This window comes from Aequorivita sinensis, assembly GCF_006346335.1.
Classification (GTDB): domain Bacteria; phylum Bacteroidota; class Bacteroidia; order Flavobacteriales; family Flavobacteriaceae; genus Aequorivita; species Aequorivita sinensis.
The window spans coordinates 617,868-635,007 of record NZ_VDMC01000001.1 but is presented as its reverse complement, the minus strand read 5'-3'; the positions used below and the strand labels follow the sequence as shown (position 1 = coordinate 635,007).

14 protein-coding genes are annotated in these 17,140 nt (G+C 36.0%); 5 read left to right on the top strand and 9 right to left on the bottom strand.

Annotation, left to right across the window (positions count from 1 at the left end; genetic code table 11):
• Positions 1 to 45 precede the first annotated feature (45 nt).
• The 3 genes from FHP04_RS02845 to FHP04_RS02835 are packed head-to-tail and all read right to left on the bottom strand — an operon-like array spanning position 46 to position 2,895.
• Positions 46 to 1,224: an outer membrane beta-barrel protein gene (locus tag FHP04_RS02845; protein WP_246051384.1), complete on the bottom strand. Its 1,179-nt coding sequence runs from the start codon at positions 1,222 to 1,224 to the stop codon at positions 46 to 48.
• A gap of 31 nt (positions 1,225 to 1,255) precedes the next feature.
• The gene (locus FHP04_RS02840) at positions 1,256 to 1,696 is read right to left on the bottom strand and encodes a QcrA and Rieske domain-containing protein (RefSeq protein WP_139854333.1); all 441 of its coding nucleotides are present in this window, start codon (positions 1,694 to 1,696) and stop codon (positions 1,256 to 1,258) included.
• A 2-nt stretch (positions 1,697 to 1,698) separates the two neighbouring features.
• On the bottom strand, positions 1,699 to 2,895 hold the full coding sequence (locus tag FHP04_RS02835; protein WP_139854331.1) for a di-heme oxidoredictase family protein: 1,197 nt from the start codon (positions 2,893 to 2,895) through the stop codon (positions 1,699 to 1,701).
• A 222-nt stretch (positions 2,896 to 3,117) separates the two neighbouring features.
• On the opposite strand from FHP04_RS02835, the gene FHP04_RS02830 reads away from it, so the two are divergent.
• Positions 3,118 to 3,576, top strand: a complete 459-nt coding sequence (locus FHP04_RS02830; protein WP_139854329.1) for a CBS domain-containing protein — start codon at positions 3,118 to 3,120, stop codon at positions 3,574 to 3,576.
• Positions 3,577 to 3,651: 75 nt separating this feature from the next.
• Here FHP04_RS02830 and FHP04_RS02825 read toward each other — a convergent pair whose 3' ends face one another.
• Positions 3,652 to 5,316, bottom strand: a complete 1,665-nt coding sequence (locus FHP04_RS02825; RefSeq protein ID WP_139854327.1) for a T9SS type A sorting domain-containing protein — start codon at positions 5,314 to 5,316, stop codon at positions 3,652 to 3,654.
• 441 nt (positions 5,317 to 5,757) lie between these two features.
• On the opposite strand from FHP04_RS02825, the gene FHP04_RS02820 reads away from it, so the two are divergent.
• From FHP04_RS02820 to recQ, 3 genes are all read left to right on the top strand, one after another.
• Positions 5,758 to 6,090, top strand: a complete 333-nt coding sequence (locus FHP04_RS02820) for a single-stranded DNA-binding protein (RefSeq protein WP_139854325.1) — start codon at positions 5,758 to 5,760, stop codon at positions 6,088 to 6,090.
• Positions 6,091 to 6,258: 168 nt separating this feature from the next.
• On the top strand, positions 6,259 to 6,534 hold the full coding sequence (locus FHP04_RS02815; RefSeq protein WP_246051383.1) for a GIY-YIG nuclease family protein: 276 nt from the start codon (positions 6,259 to 6,261) through the stop codon (positions 6,532 to 6,534).
• Between the two features lie 135 nt (positions 6,535 to 6,669).
• Positions 6,670 to 8,757 (top strand): DNA helicase RecQ, encoded by a 2,088-nt coding sequence (gene recQ, locus FHP04_RS02810; protein WP_139854323.1) that lies wholly within the window; start codon positions 6,670 to 6,672, stop codon positions 8,755 to 8,757.
• A gap of 10 nt (positions 8,758 to 8,767) precedes the next feature.
• Here the strand turns inward: recQ and FHP04_RS02805 are convergent, their stop codons facing one another.
• From FHP04_RS02805 to metG, 5 genes are all read right to left on the bottom strand, one after another.
• Complete coding sequence (locus FHP04_RS02805; RefSeq protein ID WP_139854321.1) at positions 8,768 to 9,670, bottom strand: histone deacetylase family protein; 903 nt, start codon at positions 9,668 to 9,670, stop codon at positions 8,768 to 8,770.
• 28 nt (positions 9,671 to 9,698) lie between these two features.
• Positions 9,699 to 10,592: a DMT family transporter gene (locus FHP04_RS02800; protein WP_139854319.1), complete on the bottom strand. Its 894-nt coding sequence runs from the start codon at positions 10,590 to 10,592 to the stop codon at positions 9,699 to 9,701.
• A 104-nt stretch (positions 10,593 to 10,696) separates the two neighbouring features.
• Positions 10,697 to 12,826: a Tex family protein gene (locus FHP04_RS02795; protein WP_139854317.1), complete on the bottom strand. Its 2,130-nt coding sequence runs from the start codon at positions 12,824 to 12,826 to the stop codon at positions 10,697 to 10,699.
• A gap of 396 nt (positions 12,827 to 13,222) precedes the next feature.
• On the bottom strand, positions 13,223 to 13,675 hold the full coding sequence (tnpA, locus tag FHP04_RS02790; RefSeq protein ID WP_139854315.1) for an IS200/IS605 family transposase: 453 nt from the start codon (positions 13,673 to 13,675) through the stop codon (positions 13,223 to 13,225).
• Between the two features lie 250 nt (positions 13,676 to 13,925).
• Positions 13,926 to 16,046 (bottom strand): methionine--tRNA ligase, encoded by a 2,121-nt coding sequence (gene metG, locus FHP04_RS02785; protein ID WP_139854313.1) that lies wholly within the window; start codon positions 16,044 to 16,046, stop codon positions 13,926 to 13,928.
• Between the two features lie 62 nt (positions 16,047 to 16,108).
• On the opposite strand from metG, the gene FHP04_RS02780 reads away from it, so the two are divergent.
• Positions 16,109 to 17,023 (top strand): S66 peptidase family protein, encoded by a 915-nt coding sequence (locus FHP04_RS02780; protein WP_139854311.1) that lies wholly within the window; start codon positions 16,109 to 16,111, stop codon positions 17,021 to 17,023.
• Positions 17,024 to 17,140 lie beyond the last annotated feature (117 nt).

The window sequence follows — 17,140 nt, the reverse complement described above, 5'->3', positions numbered from 1 at the left end:
ACCAATAAACCACAACCCAATTAAGTAATACCGGCCACCTGCTGACTAAAAGTAACTACTAAACCCCATATACCATGTAGCAGCCCTTTCGGCAGGATTGTTAATAATATCCTTTTGCCACTGGTAACGATAGTTTATTCTAAAAACTGTTTTAGGCGTTGGTCTAAAGCTAATTCCTGGAGTTACAGCTAAAAGTTGATCCCCAATATTAGTGTCTGTTTCTTTAAATTTACCGACATTCCAATCTACATAATCAAATCTCGCAGCAAGATTAAATGTGGCATCTTCCCACTCGAATATTTTATTTTTATAAACTGCTTGGACTACATCTATAAAAAAACCATGCTGTTTATTGCCATATTGTGGCGTATAAGATTCTGGTGTTTCAACTTTTACGAAAGCTGCTTCTCCAACTATATACGTATTGGTAGCTTGAATTGACGTATTCCAATCTATCGCAAAAACATTAACCCGAGCTTTGTCTTCTACTGATAAACCATCCTCTTCAAATTTGTTGTATGCTCCCCCCATATACGAGAGACCAAGTTCTCCAATCTTTCTGTTTTTAATTGCCAATTTTCCTGAAAACATTGCTTTTCCGCTAAAATTTTCTTCGAATAAATTGTCGCCATCTTTATAGGCGGGCAAATAAGTTTTATCTTCCTCATTGGAAATAATTTTACTGTTAAATCCATTAGTGAGGTAAGCTTCGTAACCAAAAATCCAATTTCCAGAATACGTTTTACCATAAACTCCAAATCCTGCGTTAGATTGGGTGGCCGCGAGCATATTTACTGCTACATCAGGGCGTTCAACAAACTCCCATTTAGGACCATCGTGATTTTCATTAAAAGCGCCTATTGGGTTCATAACAATTCCACCTCTAAAATTAAACATTGGGTGAAAGGCTACATCGAGTGCGGCAAATTCAATGGCTATTTCCTTCCCGCCGTCTTCAAATTCAATTTCAGTTAAAAATTTAATTCTTTCTGAAATTGAAGCCGCCAAAAAAATTGTCAACCTTCTGGCTTGAAAAGACAGTCCGTCGGTGATTCCTTCTTCTATTCGATGCATCGTATTAGCTTCTAAATATCCTCCTAAAGCTACTGGAACTTTCTCGAAGCTAAGCGACGGCCTGCTAAAAACTGCATCCATATTTAATTGACTTTCCTGTACCGATTGCTCGATACCCGATTTTTCTTCCTGAGCTAACGCAGTTTCCATATAGAAAAAAATTAGTAAGTATAGCCCTATTTTAAAATAGTTCGATGTATATATTTTCATCATCAATTGTTGTTTTAAATGTTTTTAGATCTTGATCTGCCGGTCCTTCTAACACCTTTCCTTTTGTATCAAATTCACTACCGTGGCAAGGGCAGCTATACATACCTCCGCCTACGTTTAATTCGCACCCTCGATGCGTACATTTCATTAATGAGGCGATATAATTCTTCTCTTCTGTTCTATATACACAAATTGGAAAATCTTGGGAAGTAGTGTTCACCATAACGAAATCTCTATAGGTCGTACTTGTTTTTTTTGCAATTTCAAATTCAGAAAGAGGTACTACTATTTTGTTTTTAAAAGTTTTAAAAGAAGCATAGTAAATACTCTGACAAGAAGTTAAAATGGCAGAGGCAAAAGGTAAACCTACCAAAGCGACCCCACAGGTTTTTAAAAATTGTTTTCTGTTCATATTTACAGGGATTCTATAAATTTTATAAGTTGACTTTTTTCTTGTTGACTTAAGTTTTGATATTTATTTTTAGCGTTTTCAGCTTCACCTCCATGAAGTAAAATTGCTTCTTCAATACTTCTAGCTCTCCCGTCGTGCATTAAATAATATTCACCACCTTGTGAATCTTTGGAAAGCCCAATTCCCCACAGAGGTGCAGTTCTCCATTCGGAAGAAAGCGCATATCCTTCAGTGTAACCGTCATCTAGCTCGGGACCCATATCGTGCAAAAGCATATCGGTGTAAGGGTGAAATTCCTGATAAGAAATAGCTGTAATTGGTGAATAAGAAGTTCTTAGCGTGGGTTTATGACAAGCAGTACATTGTGTGTTTTCAAATAGTGCTTTTCCAGCTACAACCTCTGGGTTATCTTGATTCCGAGGAATAGGTGCTTTAAGCGTTTTTAAATAAAACACTACATCGTTAATCGTTTTTCTATCAATCTCGGGTTGAACCTTATCCCCACTATAAGTATCATAGGGTTCATAATAAGAGTTTATTCCTATATCTTGATTATAGGCATCGGCAGTTTGGTGAAGCAAGTCGTAAACATTTGCTTTTTTTCCAAATCGTGTAATATATTTTCCGTTTTTAGATATGGTTCCAGGTCGGTCCTTAACATAATCAGGTCTATCGTTCCAATGAACTCTACCACTTATACCATCGCCATCTAAATCGTCGGGATCTGCCATTGCCAATAAATCTTCATCTGATACAGCATCGAGAAATCCAAGACCCGTAACAATGGGTGCTAGAAATTCGGCGTGTGGGGCCCCTGAAGGTAAGATTTCAGGTTTGTAGCCTGGAATTGCCCTATTTTGTAATTGGGGAGCCCCTTGATCTAAAAAATTATTTATCCCGGGCAAATCCTGCCCAAAACGAGTAAACGATACAAACGGATGCCCTTTTCCATCGCCAGCATGACAACTCACACAGCTAGTACCGGTAAAAATAGGTCCCAGTCCTGTTTCTATGGTAAATATTTGATCGTTAAATGCCTTATCTCCCTCTATAAATCGTATAGATTCAGCTTGGTTTAAGTTCTCAACTGGACCATCGAGCAGTTCATACTCTTCAGGTTCCTGTGGAGCTAATGCTTCACATGAGTACAATAAAGGAATAGAAATTAGAGGAGCAAATAAAAATATTTTAGTCTTCATTATTTTAATTTTTAGGCAAAGCTAAAAGTATTTTTTAAAATAAAAAATAAATTAGTTGCGTTTGACTAAAAAAGACTGTGTTATATCAAACTTCCTCTATTCTTTCAAAAATAAAACTTAAAAAGACCTTACTTACATATAAAAACAAAGTATTAGTTAATTAAGACCCTTTATTTATTTTAAAATTTTACTTATATTACAAAGTCGCAAAAAACTGATATTATGGGAATTAAAAGTTTTACAGGGAAAAGAGCAAAGCCTCAGAACGCTTCGGAAAAAATTAAAGTGTCTGATTATATGACACGAAACCTGATAACATTCAAACCTGAGCAATCGATAATAGAAGTAGTTGAAGTACTTGTAAAGAGAGGAATTTCAGGTGGTCCTGTTATTAACGACAACAATGAGTTGGTAGGAATTATATCTGAAGGTGACTGTTTAAAAGAACTTAGTGATGCTAGGTATCACAACCACCCTATGGAAGACGTGAAAGTAGAACTTCATATGATTAAAAATGTTGAAACTATTGATGGCGAAATGAATGTACTTGATGCCGCCAATAAGTTTTTGGAATCAAAACACCGCAGATTTCCAATTTTAGAAAATGGAAAGCTAGCTGGGCAAATAAGTCAAAGTGATATTTTAAGAGCTGCATTGGAACTCAAAGGGCAAACTTGGTAAACTCTTTTTAACAAATTAAATAGGAAAGCCATTCTCGATTGAGAATGGCTTTCTTTTTAACATTAAACAATCGATTTACTGCTTAATAATCTTTTGTGTATTCACTTGTCCTTCAATAGTGGTTTGTAGGATATAAGTTCCAACTTGAAGATTAGAAATATTTAATTCTGCAGAAGTATTGTTTACATCTTTAGACAATAGCTTTTGCCCTAATAGATTAAACAAGGTAACAGAATCAATATTTTGAGCAGATTCTAAGTTTAAAATATTATTGGCAGGATTTGGATAAACACTAAATTGAGTAAACTCATTGTCATCAACACTTAAAACAGGGCTACAGTCACCATACCAAGTGTAAAGGCCATCGTAATCATTATCCCAAATACCCCATACGCCATTTTCATTTTGAGCTGCCGAATTACCAACTAAATTCCCTGAAGTTATACCCCAATAAACATTAGTATTATTTGAACTTTTTGCGGATAATCCAATCCAATATTTTTTTGAATTATTGACATCCCCTGTAAATTCAAATGCATCAACTGTCATATCAACTTTATAAACATTGTGAATAGACACATGAGAAGATCCTACTGCGTTAACATTGTTAAGAGTTATTGCGTTTTCTGATCCAATTACATTACCTGGAAAACCATTGTTGTCTTCATAATAAGTTACATCTACCTCACTTATTGGCCACTCTGAAAACATATATGCGGATATATGCTCAAGTGAAAAGCTTTCGTTTGCTTCTAAGGTTAAGTCATTGGCTACAGTGTATGCACTACCTGTAGTTATGTTTAAAGCATCTTCAAATAACCAATCGTATGGTGGATTTAACTCTGCACAACTTCCTTGAAGATTTATAGTTCCATAAATCTGAATTGGCATTCCTTGTGGTTCATTAACCCCGGCGTCAATAACCGCTTGCCATCCCGAAGATGTTTTTTGAAGTGCATCTCCTGTAATAGTTTCTCCCAACACGGAAATTGGAGGTGCCCATGGCCCAGAACTACCTGATCCCTCTAAACTGTATTCTACCCAATATGTCCCCGGTGATAAGGTTAAACCATTAATACTAGCGGTTATCTTTTGGATTTTTCTATCGGTATTAGATTGGTCATCTTCTAAAACTCTATATACGCCAGAATCTACGACAGTCTCTAAAACATTTGTAGATAAATCTCCCCAAACTACTGAACCTCCACCACTTGGATCTCCATTCCAAATTTGAACATACATTGCTGTAATAGAAGGGGGTAAGGTTCCTGTTTGATATGCATAGACATCAATTTTGGAAATGTCAAAACCATCGTGTAATACAAAACTTTCCGCTAAACTTTGGCTGTTGTTATAATTAACCCCAAATCCAAATAAATCCATGCCATTAGTTACATTCTCCAAAATACTTAAGTCTGGAGCATCATTTATAAATGGACCACTAGTGTAGATAAGGTTTTCACCAAATTCCTCAGTTCCATCAGGTCTAGCGGCTGGACCGTAAGAACCAAAATTGGCGATTTTGGTGTTTTGCAAATCAATAGAAATACTAGAGTTTTCAACTCCTCTTGGGGATTCACCGATTGGAGAAGTAGAGGTTTCATAAAAAGCAGCGGGTAACACTGCAGACTGCTGTGATTGATTCGTCTCTATGGACGAACTTTTTAAATTGCTTTGTGCATTCATAATACCGAAACTGGCAATGAAACACATCGTTAATGGTAAAATAATTTTTCTCATAATTGTTAATTTTGGTTTAATTAAGGCCGAAAAGTATAGGTTAAATCACTAGAAATCAATGTTAAATGAGTATACTGTTGTTCTCAATGAGTATTCTGTAAATTGAAACTAGCAGTAATTATGAAATCTTTTTTGTTAAAGACATTAAATCCAAATTTTATGAACCTTTTGAAATCAAACTTACATCTAGTAAGACTCAGCCGTTGTAAACACCTGTTATAAAAGGGTTTTCATCATTTCCTCACTCAAAAACAAAAACATTTTAAATATCAAATACCCGTTTACAAATGCTTGTAAGCAACTATAAACGATAGTAAGTGTGTAAATACCGACTAGCATTTGAATGTCGATATATGTTTGTACTGTCGAATAAGATGATGTTCGATAGTATCAATTGTTTAACTCGCCTGTAATTTACCTCAGGCAAAAAAATTAGAAATCATGAACGCACTTAGAAACAAAGTACAGTTGATTGGAAGATTGGGGCAAGACCCAGAAATTGTAACATTTGCCGATGGCAATAAAATGGCTAAATTTTCAATGGCCACAGATGACAGTTACAAAGACAAAGATGGTAACAAGGTGGAACGTGCTTACTGGCATAACATCGTTGTAAGAGGAGGACTCGTTAACGTAGTTGAGAACTATGTAACAAAAGGCCAAGAAATCGCTATAGAAGGTAAACTTACCAACCGATCTTGGGAAGACAAAGAAGGTAACAAACACTACATTACAGAAGTTATGTGTAATGAATTGCTTATGTTGAGTAAGTAATAAGTAAATCCTCGGCTCCGCTCGTACACTAGAATATATTCACTGTCGACAAGCGGAGCAGAGGGTTGTTTTATTTTATAATTTCAAATTATTTATAATCATGGCAATTGGATATATGTATATACTGAAATGTAGTGATGACACCTACTACCAGGTAGTACAGTCAATTTGAAGAAAAGAATTTTAGAGCCTCAAGCAGGTCTTGGAGCTAATTATACCATTAAAAGACTACTAATAGAATTATATTATTTTGAAAAGTTTGCTAGAATTGATTTGGCATTTCAACGAGAGAAACAAATACAAAATTGGAGCCGTAAGAAGAAAGTAGCTCTCTTAATGAAAAATTATGAGAAGATGCATAGATTAGCTATTTGTCAAAATAATTCTCACCATTCTTTCTACAAAAATCGATCCCCGAGCGGAGCCGAGGGGAAAGATGTTTAAATTTAGTGTTTTCTTCTCAAAACTAATTCCAAAAAAGAGGTCCCTGAGTGGTTCCGATAAATTGCTTTTAGGCATTTTATTGGGATTGTACCGAAGGGTCGGGATTAACGCAAAATTATTATTAGTTTTACCATCATGCATTCCACTACAGATCCCCAGCAAACCCACATACTATCCTTACTAAAATCTCATTTTGGATACGATGAATTTCTTCCCAATCAGGAAAAAATCATCAATAGTGTTTTAAACCAAAACGATACTATTGCTATTATGCCTACTGGGGGAGGTAAATCATTATGTTATCAACTTCCAGCTTTAGCAATTGAAGGAACTGCAATTGTAATTTCGCCTTTAATCGCATTGATGAAAGATCAAGTAGATGCATTAAAAGCGAATGGAATTTCGGCTAATGTCTTTAATAGCTCTCAGCCTCAGGAAGAGCAGCAAGAGGTTTTAAAAGATTTACAAAACGGAATTTTAAAGCTGTTATACGTAGCACCAGAAAGTCTACCCTTACTCAACTATTTGTTGAGTACTATAAAAATTAGTCTTTTTGCTGTAGACGAAGCGCATTGTATTTCAAGTTGGGGTCACGATTTTCGACCTGCGTATACCCGACTCAAAAGTTTAAAACAACAGTTTCCAGAGGTTCCTCTAATTGCGCTAACGGCAACAGCCGATAGACCTACACAAGTAGATATTGCAACACAACTCGCTATTCCTAATGCCAATAAATTTATCGCGTCTTTTGACAGACCTAACCTTTATATTGACGTACGTCCGGGGCAAAACAGAAATAAGCAGATTTTTAATTTTCTTGCCAAAAGAGGTAAGCAGAGTGGTATAATTTATTGTTTAAGTAGAAAAAGTACAGAAAAACTTGCCGCAACACTTAAAGCAAAGGGTTATAAAGCTGAAGCTTACCATGCAGGGCTCAGTTCGGAAGAACGCAATAGCGTTCAAGATAACTTTTTAAATGATCGCTCCCCTATTATTGTTGCAACTATTGCTTTTGGAATGGGAATAGACAAAAGTAATGTACGGTGGGTTATTCACTATAATATGCCTAAAAATATTGAAGGCTATTACCAAGAGATAGGACGAAGTGGTCGCGACGGATTAGCAGCACACACCCTACTTTTTTACAGTTTTGCCGATGTTATTATGCTTCGAAAATTTGCTGAAGGCACCGAAACTGAAGCTTATCAATTAGCAAAATTAGAACGAATGCAGCAATTTGCTGAAGCTTTAAGTTGCAGAAGAAAAGCACTTCTAGGGTATTTTGGAGAGCATATCATTGAAGATTGTGGCAATTGCGATATCTGTAAAACCCCACCAAAGTACTTTGACGGAACCTTAATTGCACAAAAAATATGCTCTGCAGTAGCACGTTTAAAAGAACAAGAAGCTATGGGGATGGTTCTAGATGTACTGCGTGGCGCACAAAATGCTCAAGTATATGATAAAGGGTATCAAAACATCAAAACCTTTGGTGTTGCAAAAGATATCGCGTGGAGAGACTTGCAGCAATACACTATCCAACTATTAAATCAAGGAATACTACAAATTCACTTTCACGAAAACGGCAGACTGCTGCTAACTCCGCTTGCTAAACAAGTTCTTTTTGAAGGGAAACAGGTACAATTAGCAAATGTTGTTAAAGAAGTAGAAAAAGTAAAAGCAGAAAAAACATCAAGAATAAGAGCCGATCTTTTTGAGAAACTGAGAACTCTTCGTTCTAAATTGGCACAAGAAGCAAAGATGCCTGCCTATATAATTTTTAGCGATGCCAGTTTAGAAGATATGGAACATAAGAAACCGAGAAATCGAGAAGAATTTGCCGAAGTATCTGGTGTTGGAGAAGCTAAACTTGAGAAATATGCAGATGAATTTCTTAAAATTATTAATCGGCATTTAGATAGTTTAGAAAGTAAATTACCAACTCACGAACGCAGCTATAAAATGTTTGTAGAAGAGAATCTTTCTCCTTCAGAAATCGCGAGTAGACGCGGACTTTCTGAAGATTCCGTTTATGGTCACTTTATCAAATCACACAAATCTGGTGCAGACATTGACCTTTCCCTATTCATTTCTTCAGAAGAAATCCAGAAAATTAAAAAAGCAAAAGATGAACTTGAAAATCCTGATGCTTTAAAGCCTTATTTCGAATACTTTAAAGAGAAAATACCTTATTGGAAAATAAAAATGGCCTTGTACTTATAATGTTTTCAGATTAAATATAAATTTCTTGTGCTAATCTAAAAGTATTTGCGTGAGCTTCAATTATCGTTTTTATATCAGGTGAATATCCTCCTCCCATACTTACTTGTAAAGGTATTTTTAAATCTTTACACATCTGCAAAACATACCGATCTCTCTCTTTACAGCCGTTAATAGTGCAATTTAACCTTCCTAATTTATCCGATTCTAAAATATCAACACCACTTAAATAAAAGATAAAATCAGGACGCTGTTCATCAATCAATCTTGGTAAAGTATTTTTTAAAATTCTAAGATAAACTTCATCACCACTTCCATCAGCCACGGCGATATCTAAATCGCTTTTTTCCTTTTTAAATGGATAATTTCCGGCTCCGTGCATTGAAAAAGTAAACACCGAATCATCATTCTGAAAAATTTCAGCAGTACCATTTCCTTGATGTACATCCAAATCTACAATCAATATTTTTTTTGCTAATCCTTTTTTCTGAAGATATCTAGCTGCAATAGCTTGATCGTGCAGCATACAAAACCCTTCCCCGTGGTCGGTATATGCGTGATGGGTTCCGCCAGCAATACTTAATGAAATTCCGTATTTTAAAGCATATTCACTGCCGTCAATAGTTCCTTGTGCTATTAGTTGCTCCCGTTTAATAAACTCTTCAGACAAAGGAAAACCTATTTTTCTAGCAGCCCTTCTGTCGAGAGATAGGTTTATCAAGCTATTATAATATTCTTCAGTATGAACGGCTAAAACATCCTCTTTAGAAGGCATAGATGGCTCAAAAAAGTCTTCAGCTTTACAAGTTCCTTCGTGAAGTAATTGTTTCGGCAGAAGCTCATATTTTTCCATCGGAAATCGATGCCCCTTTGGCAAGGGATAGCTAAATAAGGGATGAAATGCAATTTTCATCATTGAATAATATTTTGTCTAAAACGCTATTTTAGATAGTTTCAGGGTTTTTTATTTCTTTACCAATGATAGGAATCTTCTTAGTATAGAATGTTATACGTATTCCGAAAAGAAGAATTATTCCACCAATAATCATTTGAAAAGTAATTTCTTCATTAATAAACATCCACGCAAAAAGTGTCGTTAATACAGCCTGACCTAATAAACTTACGGATACTCTTGTAGCACGCATGTGTTTGGTGGCATAGCCCAAAAGTAGCCACGCTGCTAATTGACATACTAGACCTTGAACTAAAAGCGATAACCAACCCATTTCGGTAAATCCGGTAAAAGGTTCATTCATTATAAAACTTAACACCCCTAAAAACACGGCAGAGCTAATTGTGCTTATTGTAATAAATGGAACAACTTCTACTTCATAAAGTACAAATTTGCTCACCAACATGTATACTGCATAAAATACACCTGAGAGTATTGCAAATACAAATGCAAGATCAAAGTCTAAATTCACAAAAAAGTGAAATCCTACTAAGGTTATCATCCCCATAATGGCAATTAAAGTGCCTATCCAGAAATTCCGAGTCGGCTTATTCTTCAAAAAGAAAAACGCACCTATCCCTACCCAAACTGGGGAAAGATTTGTAAGCAACGTTGCTTGTGTAGCTGTAGATTGCTGTATTGCGATATTCCAAACAGTAACGTCAAGTGCAAATATAAATCCGCAAAGCACAGTTAATAGAAGCATTTTTACAGAAGGAACTTTTAATTTTCCTGAAAATATTGCAAATGGAACTAATACAGATGCCGCAATTGCCATTCTATAAAAAGCAGAGATTATAGGAGGCGACAATTTAAGCTTCACCAAAATTGGGAAAATAGAAATACAAATGATTCCTATGACAAGGGCAATTCTAGGCTTTGTCATAAAAGTAAAGTTGAAGGTATTAATAAAGCCGGCAAAATTAGTCTATATAAACCGATAAAAGTCTGTTTATAAGTTGAAGAATTTAAAATTTAACGTAAAATTAATTACTTGTGAAGTTTAAGCTGAATTCGCTTTCTTTCTACATCTACATCAAGCACTTTTACGATAATTTGTTGATGTAAATGAACATACTCACTAACGTCGGAAACAAATGTATCTGCCAGATTTGAAACGTGAATTAAACCACTTTCTTTGATTCCTATATCTACAAAGCAACCAAAATTTGTAATATTATTTACGATTCCCGGCAACAACTGCCCTTCTTGTAAATCGGTGATGGACTTTATATTTTGATTAAAAGTAAACACTTTCGCTTCTTCGCGAATGTCTAATCCCGGTTTTTCTAATTCTTTAATAATATCTTTTAAAGTAGGAAGTCCAACTTTATCGGTGACGTATTTTTCTAGTTTTATTTTCTGAAGAAGGGATTTATTTCCTATCAAATCTGATATATTTATTCCTTCATCCTTAGCCATTTTTGAAACTACCGAATAACTTTCAGGATGCACAGAAGAATCGTCTAAAGGATTTTTATCATTTTTAATTCGAAGAAATCCCGCTGCTTGTTCAAAAGCTTTTCCACCTAACCGAGGGACTTTCATTATATCTTTACGAGATGTAAAAGCACCGTTTTCTTCGCGATAATTCACAACGTTTTCAGCTAATTTCTGACCGATTCCCGAAACGTAGCTCAGTAAAGGAACACTAGCAGTATTTATATTTACACCTACCGCATTTACACATAATTCCACAGTAGTATCCAATGAACTTTTCAGTTTCGTTTGATCTACATCGTGCTGATACTGGCCTACTCCGATAGATTTTGCATCAATTTTTACAAGTTCAGCAAGTGGATCTTGCAAGCGTCGCCCGATAGAAACCGCACCACGAACGGTTACGTCGTAATTAGGAAATTCATCACGAGCTATTTTGGAAGCTGAATAAATAGAAGCTCCTGCTTCACTCACAACAAAAACCTGCATTGGATTTTTAAACTGAATGCGCTTAATAAATTGCTCTGTCTCTCGTGACGCTGTTCCGTTTCCAATTGCAATTGCTTCAACTTTATGAGCATCGGCAAGGGAACTAATTTTTTTCATTGCTCCTTTTATGTCGTTTTTTGGAGCGTGTGGATAAATGGTTTCATTGTGCTGTAATCCACCTTGAGCGTCGAGGCATACAACTTTACAACCCGTTCTAAATCCAGGGTCAATAGCTAAAACACGTTTTTCACCCAAAGGCGAACCAAGTAATAATTGCTTTAAATTTTTAGCGAAAACGTTGATTGCAGTTTCATCAGCTCTTTCTGTTGCGGCAGATAATGCTTCATTAGAAAGCGCTGGAAACAATAAGCGTTTATAACTATCTTCAATCGCCATTTTTATTTGTATTGAAGCCGCGTCATTCGATTTTACTATTCGACTTTCAATTTTTGAAAGTGCAATTTCATCGTCGATTTCAACTTTATTTCGAATAAATCCTTCCGAAGTTGCGCGTAGAATTGCTAGTAATCTATGCGATGGAATTCGATTTAAAGGTTCGTTCCAATCAAAATAATCACGGAATTTCTGCGCCCTTTCATCATCTTCAAACTTCTTTACAACTTTTGTTGAAATCGTCGCGTAGCGTTCCAATTGATTACGAAGCATATTGCGGATATCGGTACGCTCGTTAATCCATTCAGCAATAATATGGCGCGCACCTTCCAAAGCATCGCCTTCGGAATTCACATCACCCTTTACATACTTTGAAGCAAGCGAAGAAATTTCTGAGCTTGATATACTACGAGTTTGCGCCATTATAATTTTTGCCAATGGTTCTAAACCATTTTCGCGAGCTGTGTCTGCTTTGGTTTTGCGCTTCTTTTTGTACGGCAAATACAAATCTTCTAAAGTAATTAAATCTGCAGCCTCTTCAATTTTTTTCTGAAGTTCAGCCGTAAGAACGTCCTGCTCTTCCAAAGTTTTTAGGATAGCAGATTTTCGTTTTTCAAGGGCCTCAAATTGTTCTTTAAACCTTACAATATCACCAATCTGAACCTCATCGAGATTACCCGTCAATTCTTTTCGGTAACGCGAAATGAAGGGAATAGTACAGTCTTCATTCAAAAGCTTGATGGTGTTCTCTACGCTCTTACGAGGAAGTTGGGTTTGGGAGGTAATTGCGCTTATCAAGTTCACTTAGTTTTGCTTTTCGTATTTTCACCAAAAATAAAGAATCTGCAAGCAATATTAGGCTTCTAACTTTCTAATATTATTTAATACTACAAGTGATTTTCTGAATTTAGATATCACCCCTCCGGGGCTTTAGACCTTTCTGGCTCTTTGTATTGATGGGCTATGCCACATCATTTTGGTATTAAGCCCTTTCAGGGCTGAGTCAATTCCAATTAAATATTCAAAACATAAAAAGGACAAGTTTCCTCATTTTGGAGCGCATTCCGGCTAAGCCCTATAGGGGTTAAAAATATTATCGAGGGGCAGAGTCCCTCGTGAAGTAAACACAGAGCCGTGAGTCAAGCCCTGAAAGGGCGACATATCAAATTACAAGTCCAAATTAGGCTAGCCGTGCTAATCCCAAACATACTTCTCGTCATAATCAACTTTATACTTTTTTAAAAATGCTCGAAATTCAGCCTTAAATGTTCTTTTAGAATGACGTTCATGCTGATTAGAAATGTAGGCAACCACTACTTCTACTTGCGCAGGATTTACCGAAAACGCACCATAACCATCCTGCCAATAAAAGTTTTTATAAGCTACTCCCTTTGTTTTTATCCATTTGGAAGAATTCGATTTTAATAATTCTACCAATTTCATTAAGGCAATTTTTTTAGTGAGTTTGCATAGAATATGTACGTGATCTGTGTAACCACCTACTTTTATTACTTGAGAATCGAGTTTGTTACAGATACCACCGAGATAGCTATGAAGTTCCGCTTCTACTGGAGGGAATATCAGCGGTTGTCGAAGCTTGGTGCTGAATACGATATGGACGTAATTTTGAACGAGAGATTGACCCATAATAATTAGGATTTAACGCTTTCAGGCTTCAGTTTCAGCATTCCTTTAATAACGATGGGTAACCCTTCCTTCGTTAAAAAATAACGCCCTTTCAATGCTAGACTATAAATTTAGATCTTAATAAAGAAATAAACAATTCTAGTATTAAAAGGGCATCATTATGAAACAAAAGGTGAACCTTTTACTTCTAGAAAATTCCGATAATAAAGTCCTACAAGAGTAATATCAGATAGCAAAGAAATTTTCTTACTTAGTTTATCGTCGCCCCATTTTCAACTCCACTAGTATCAGGATTCATAAAAACTAATTTTCCATCGGCGTCTTCTGTCATCAAAATCATTCCTTGACTTTCCACTCCGCGAAGTTTTCTTGGTGCTAGATTTACCAAAACAGTAACTTTTTTACCAATAATCTCTTCCGCATTAAAGCTTTGAGCAATACCGGAAACAATAGTGCGGACGTCAATTCCTGTGTCAACTTTTAAAACCAAAAGTTTATCTGCTTTCGGCATTTTTTCGGCTTCAATGATTGTACCCACTCGCATATCGAGTTTCATAAAATCTTCAAATTGAATTGTTTCTTTCTGTGGCTCTACTTTTTTATTGTCAGCAGCCTGTGCTGAGCTTGTCGATTCATTCATCTTTTTACTGGCTTGTAGTTTATCTAATTGGGCTTGAATTTGTTCGTCTTCAATTTTGCTAAATAGCAATTCGGCCTTATTTATTTTATGACCAGGTTTTATAAGTTCTGATTTTGTTGAAACGTCGTTCCATTTAATAGACCCTTCGACGGAGCCTGTCCTGAGCGAAGTCGAAGGGCTCAGGGTGACATTAAGCATGTTTTTCAATTTATCTGAAGTAAATGGTAAAAACGGTTCGCTTAAAACAGCCAAAGCAGAAGCTATCTGCAATGCAACATACATTACTGTTTTGGTGCGCTCTTCATCAGTTTTGAACGTCTTCCAAGGTTCTTCGTCGGCTAAATACTTATTTCCTAAACGAGCTAAATTCATCATCTCCGCTTGAGCTTCGCGGAAACGGTAACGCTCCAACGAACTTGCAATTACAGCAGGATATGCTTTTAATTCATTTAACGTCTGCTCGTCAATCTCAGAAAAAGTTGATGGTTCTGGAACTATTCCTCCGTAATATTTATCGGTTAAAACCATTACTCGGTTAATGAAGTTTCCGAAAATGGCAACCAACTCACTGTTGTTACGAGTTTGGAAATCTGCCCAAGTAAAATCGTTATCTTTTGTCTCAGGTGCGTTTGCTGTTAAAGTGTAACGCAACACGTCTTGCTGATTTGGAAAATCTTCTAAATACTCGTGTAACCAAACTGCCCAGTTTTTACTAGTTGAAATTTTATTTCCTTCAAGGTTTAAAAATTCGTTTGCCGGAACGTTTTCAGGAAGAATGTAACTTCCTTCCGCTTTTAACATCGCTGGAAAAATAATACAGTGGAAAACGATATTGTCCTTTCCAATAAAGTGAAGCATTTTGGTTTTATCGTCCTTCCAATAATCTTCCCAATTTTTGTTTTCGCGTGCTGCCCATTCTTTGGTTGCTGAAATATAGCCGATAGGCGCATCAAACCAAACGTAAAGTACTTTTCCGTCTGCTCCTTCTACTGGCACAGGAATTCCCCAATCCAAATCACGAGTTACCGCGCGAGGACGTAAGCCATCGTCTATCCAACTTTTACACTGTCCGTAAACGTTAGTCTTCCAATCTTTTTTATGGTCTACTAGAATCCACTGTTTTAGAAAATCTTCATATTCATTCAACGGTAAAAACCAGTGCTTTGTCTCTTTTAATACAGGCACATTTCCTGAAATTGCACTTTTCGGATTGATTAAATCTGTAGCGTTTAAACTAGAGCCACATTTTTCACATTGATCGCCATAGGCTTCCTCATTCCCACATTTAGGGCAAGTTCCTGTAATATATCTGTCTGCAAGAAACTGATTAGCTTCTTCATCGTATAATTGCTCGGTAACTTCTTCGGTGAATTTGCCGTCTTCATATAGTTTTTTGAAAAAATCTGAAGCGGTTTTATGGTGAATTTCAGCAGAAGTACGCGAATAGTTATCAAAAGAAATCCCGAATTCCTCAAAGCTTTTTTTGATGATTCCGTGGTATTTATCCACTACTTGTTGAGGCGTAATTCCTTCTTTTTTTGCTTTTATTGTAATTGGCACTCCGTGTTCATCACTACCGCAAATAAATGCGACGTCTTTGTTTTGAAGTCTTTGGTAGCGTGCATAAATATCAGCTGGCACATAAACACCTGCTAAATGGCCGATATGAACGGGACCGTTTGTGTATGGTAAGGCTGCGGTAATTGTATACCTATTTGGGTTTTGTTCCATAATTTTTTTTGAAAGTACAAAAGTACATATAAATGTAGTAATTTGTGGTTTTAAATCGATTCATGATAACACCAAATACACTTCAAAAAGGTGATACAATTGCGATAGTATCTACCGCTCGAAAACTTAAAAAAGAAGAATTACAACCAGCACTTAAAATTTTAGAAAGCTGGGGATTAAAGGCTGTTTTAGGAAAAACTATTGGAGCCGAAGAAAATCAATTTGCTGGGAATGAAGAATTAAGAGCCGAAGATTTTCAGCAAATGCTCGACAATCCAAACATCAAAGCCATTTGGTGTGCCAGAGGTGGTTATGGTACCGTTAAAATGATTGATATGTTAGATTTTTCAGCATTTCAAAAAGATTCAAAATGGATTATTGGCTATAGTGATGTTACCGTATTACACTCGCACATTCACAATTTAGGAATTGAAACCTTACACGCACAAATGTGCTTAGATATCGAAAATAAAACTGAGGAAGCAAGAGAATCAATTCGGAAGGTTTTATTTGAGCAAGAATATTCAATCGCTTTTAATGTTAATACTTACAATAAAACTTTTCAACAAAAACAGCAGCTAAGCTCGATTCAAAGCAAAATAGTTGGCGGAAATCTTTCTGTGCTTTATTCGCTCTGCGGAAGTAGTTCAGCAATAAATACTGATGGCAAAATTCTTTTTATTGAAGACTTAGATGAATACCTATATCACATTGATAGAATGATGATGAATTTGAAAAGAAATGGAGTATTTAAAAATTTGAAAGCATTGATTGTTGGCGGAATGACAGATATGCACGATAATACAATTCCATTTGGAAAAACTGCTGAAGAGATTATATTAGACGCAGTTAAGGATTATAATTATCCTGTATTTTTCAACTTTCCCGCTGGGCATATTAAAGATAATCAAGCGTTGATTTTTGGGAGGGAAGTTAAATTGATCTCTGAAAACGATCAGGTGATTTTGAACTTTTAAAAAATTCAAGTCCGTTGTCAGGTTGAGCGCAGTCGAAACCTTTTTATAATCAAGATTTTCAAGTTCTCGACTGCCCTCGAACGGACATCACTATTTATTACTCAAAATTTCAATGTT

What these genes read in the sequence shown, in the direction of transcription:
- metG (WP_139854313.1), bottom strand. Translation starts at nt 16,046, where the DNA reads ATGGAACAAAACCCAAATAGGTATACAATTACCGCAGCCTTACCATAC.
- FHP04_RS02845 (WP_246051384.1), bottom strand. Translation starts at nt 1,224, where the DNA reads ATGGAAACTGCGTTAGCTCAGGAAGAAAAATCGGGTATCGAGCAATCG.
- tnpA (WP_139854315.1), bottom strand. Translation starts at nt 13,675, where the DNA reads ATGGGTCAATCTCTCGTTCAAAATTACGTCCATATCGTATTCAGCACC.
- recQ (WP_139854323.1), top strand. Translation starts at nt 6,670, where the DNA reads ATGCATTCCACTACAGATCCCCAGCAAACCCACATACTATCCTTACTA.
- FHP04_RS02840 (WP_139854333.1), bottom strand. Translation starts at nt 1,696, where the DNA reads ATGAACAGAAAACAATTTTTAAAAACCTGTGGGGTCGCTTTGGTAGGT.
- FHP04_RS02805 (WP_139854321.1), bottom strand. Translation starts at nt 9,670, where the DNA reads ATGATGAAAATTGCATTTCATCCCTTATTTAGCTATCCCTTGCCAAAG.
- FHP04_RS02830 (WP_139854329.1), top strand. Translation starts at nt 3,118, where the DNA reads ATGGGAATTAAAAGTTTTACAGGGAAAAGAGCAAAGCCTCAGAACGCT.
- FHP04_RS02820 (WP_139854325.1), top strand. Translation starts at nt 5,758, where the DNA reads ATGAACGCACTTAGAAACAAAGTACAGTTGATTGGAAGATTGGGGCAA.
- FHP04_RS02825 (WP_139854327.1), bottom strand. Translation starts at nt 5,316, where the DNA reads ATGAGAAAAATTATTTTACCATTAACGATGTGTTTCATTGCCAGTTTC.
- FHP04_RS02780 (WP_139854311.1), top strand. Translation starts at nt 16,109, where the DNA reads ATGATAACACCAAATACACTTCAAAAAGGTGATACAATTGCGATAGTA.
- FHP04_RS02835 (WP_139854331.1), bottom strand. Translation starts at nt 2,895, where the DNA reads ATGAAGACTAAAATATTTTTATTTGCTCCTCTAATTTCTATTCCTTTA.
- FHP04_RS02800 (WP_139854319.1), bottom strand. Translation starts at nt 10,592, where the DNA reads ATGACAAAGCCTAGAATTGCCCTTGTCATAGGAATCATTTGTATTTCT.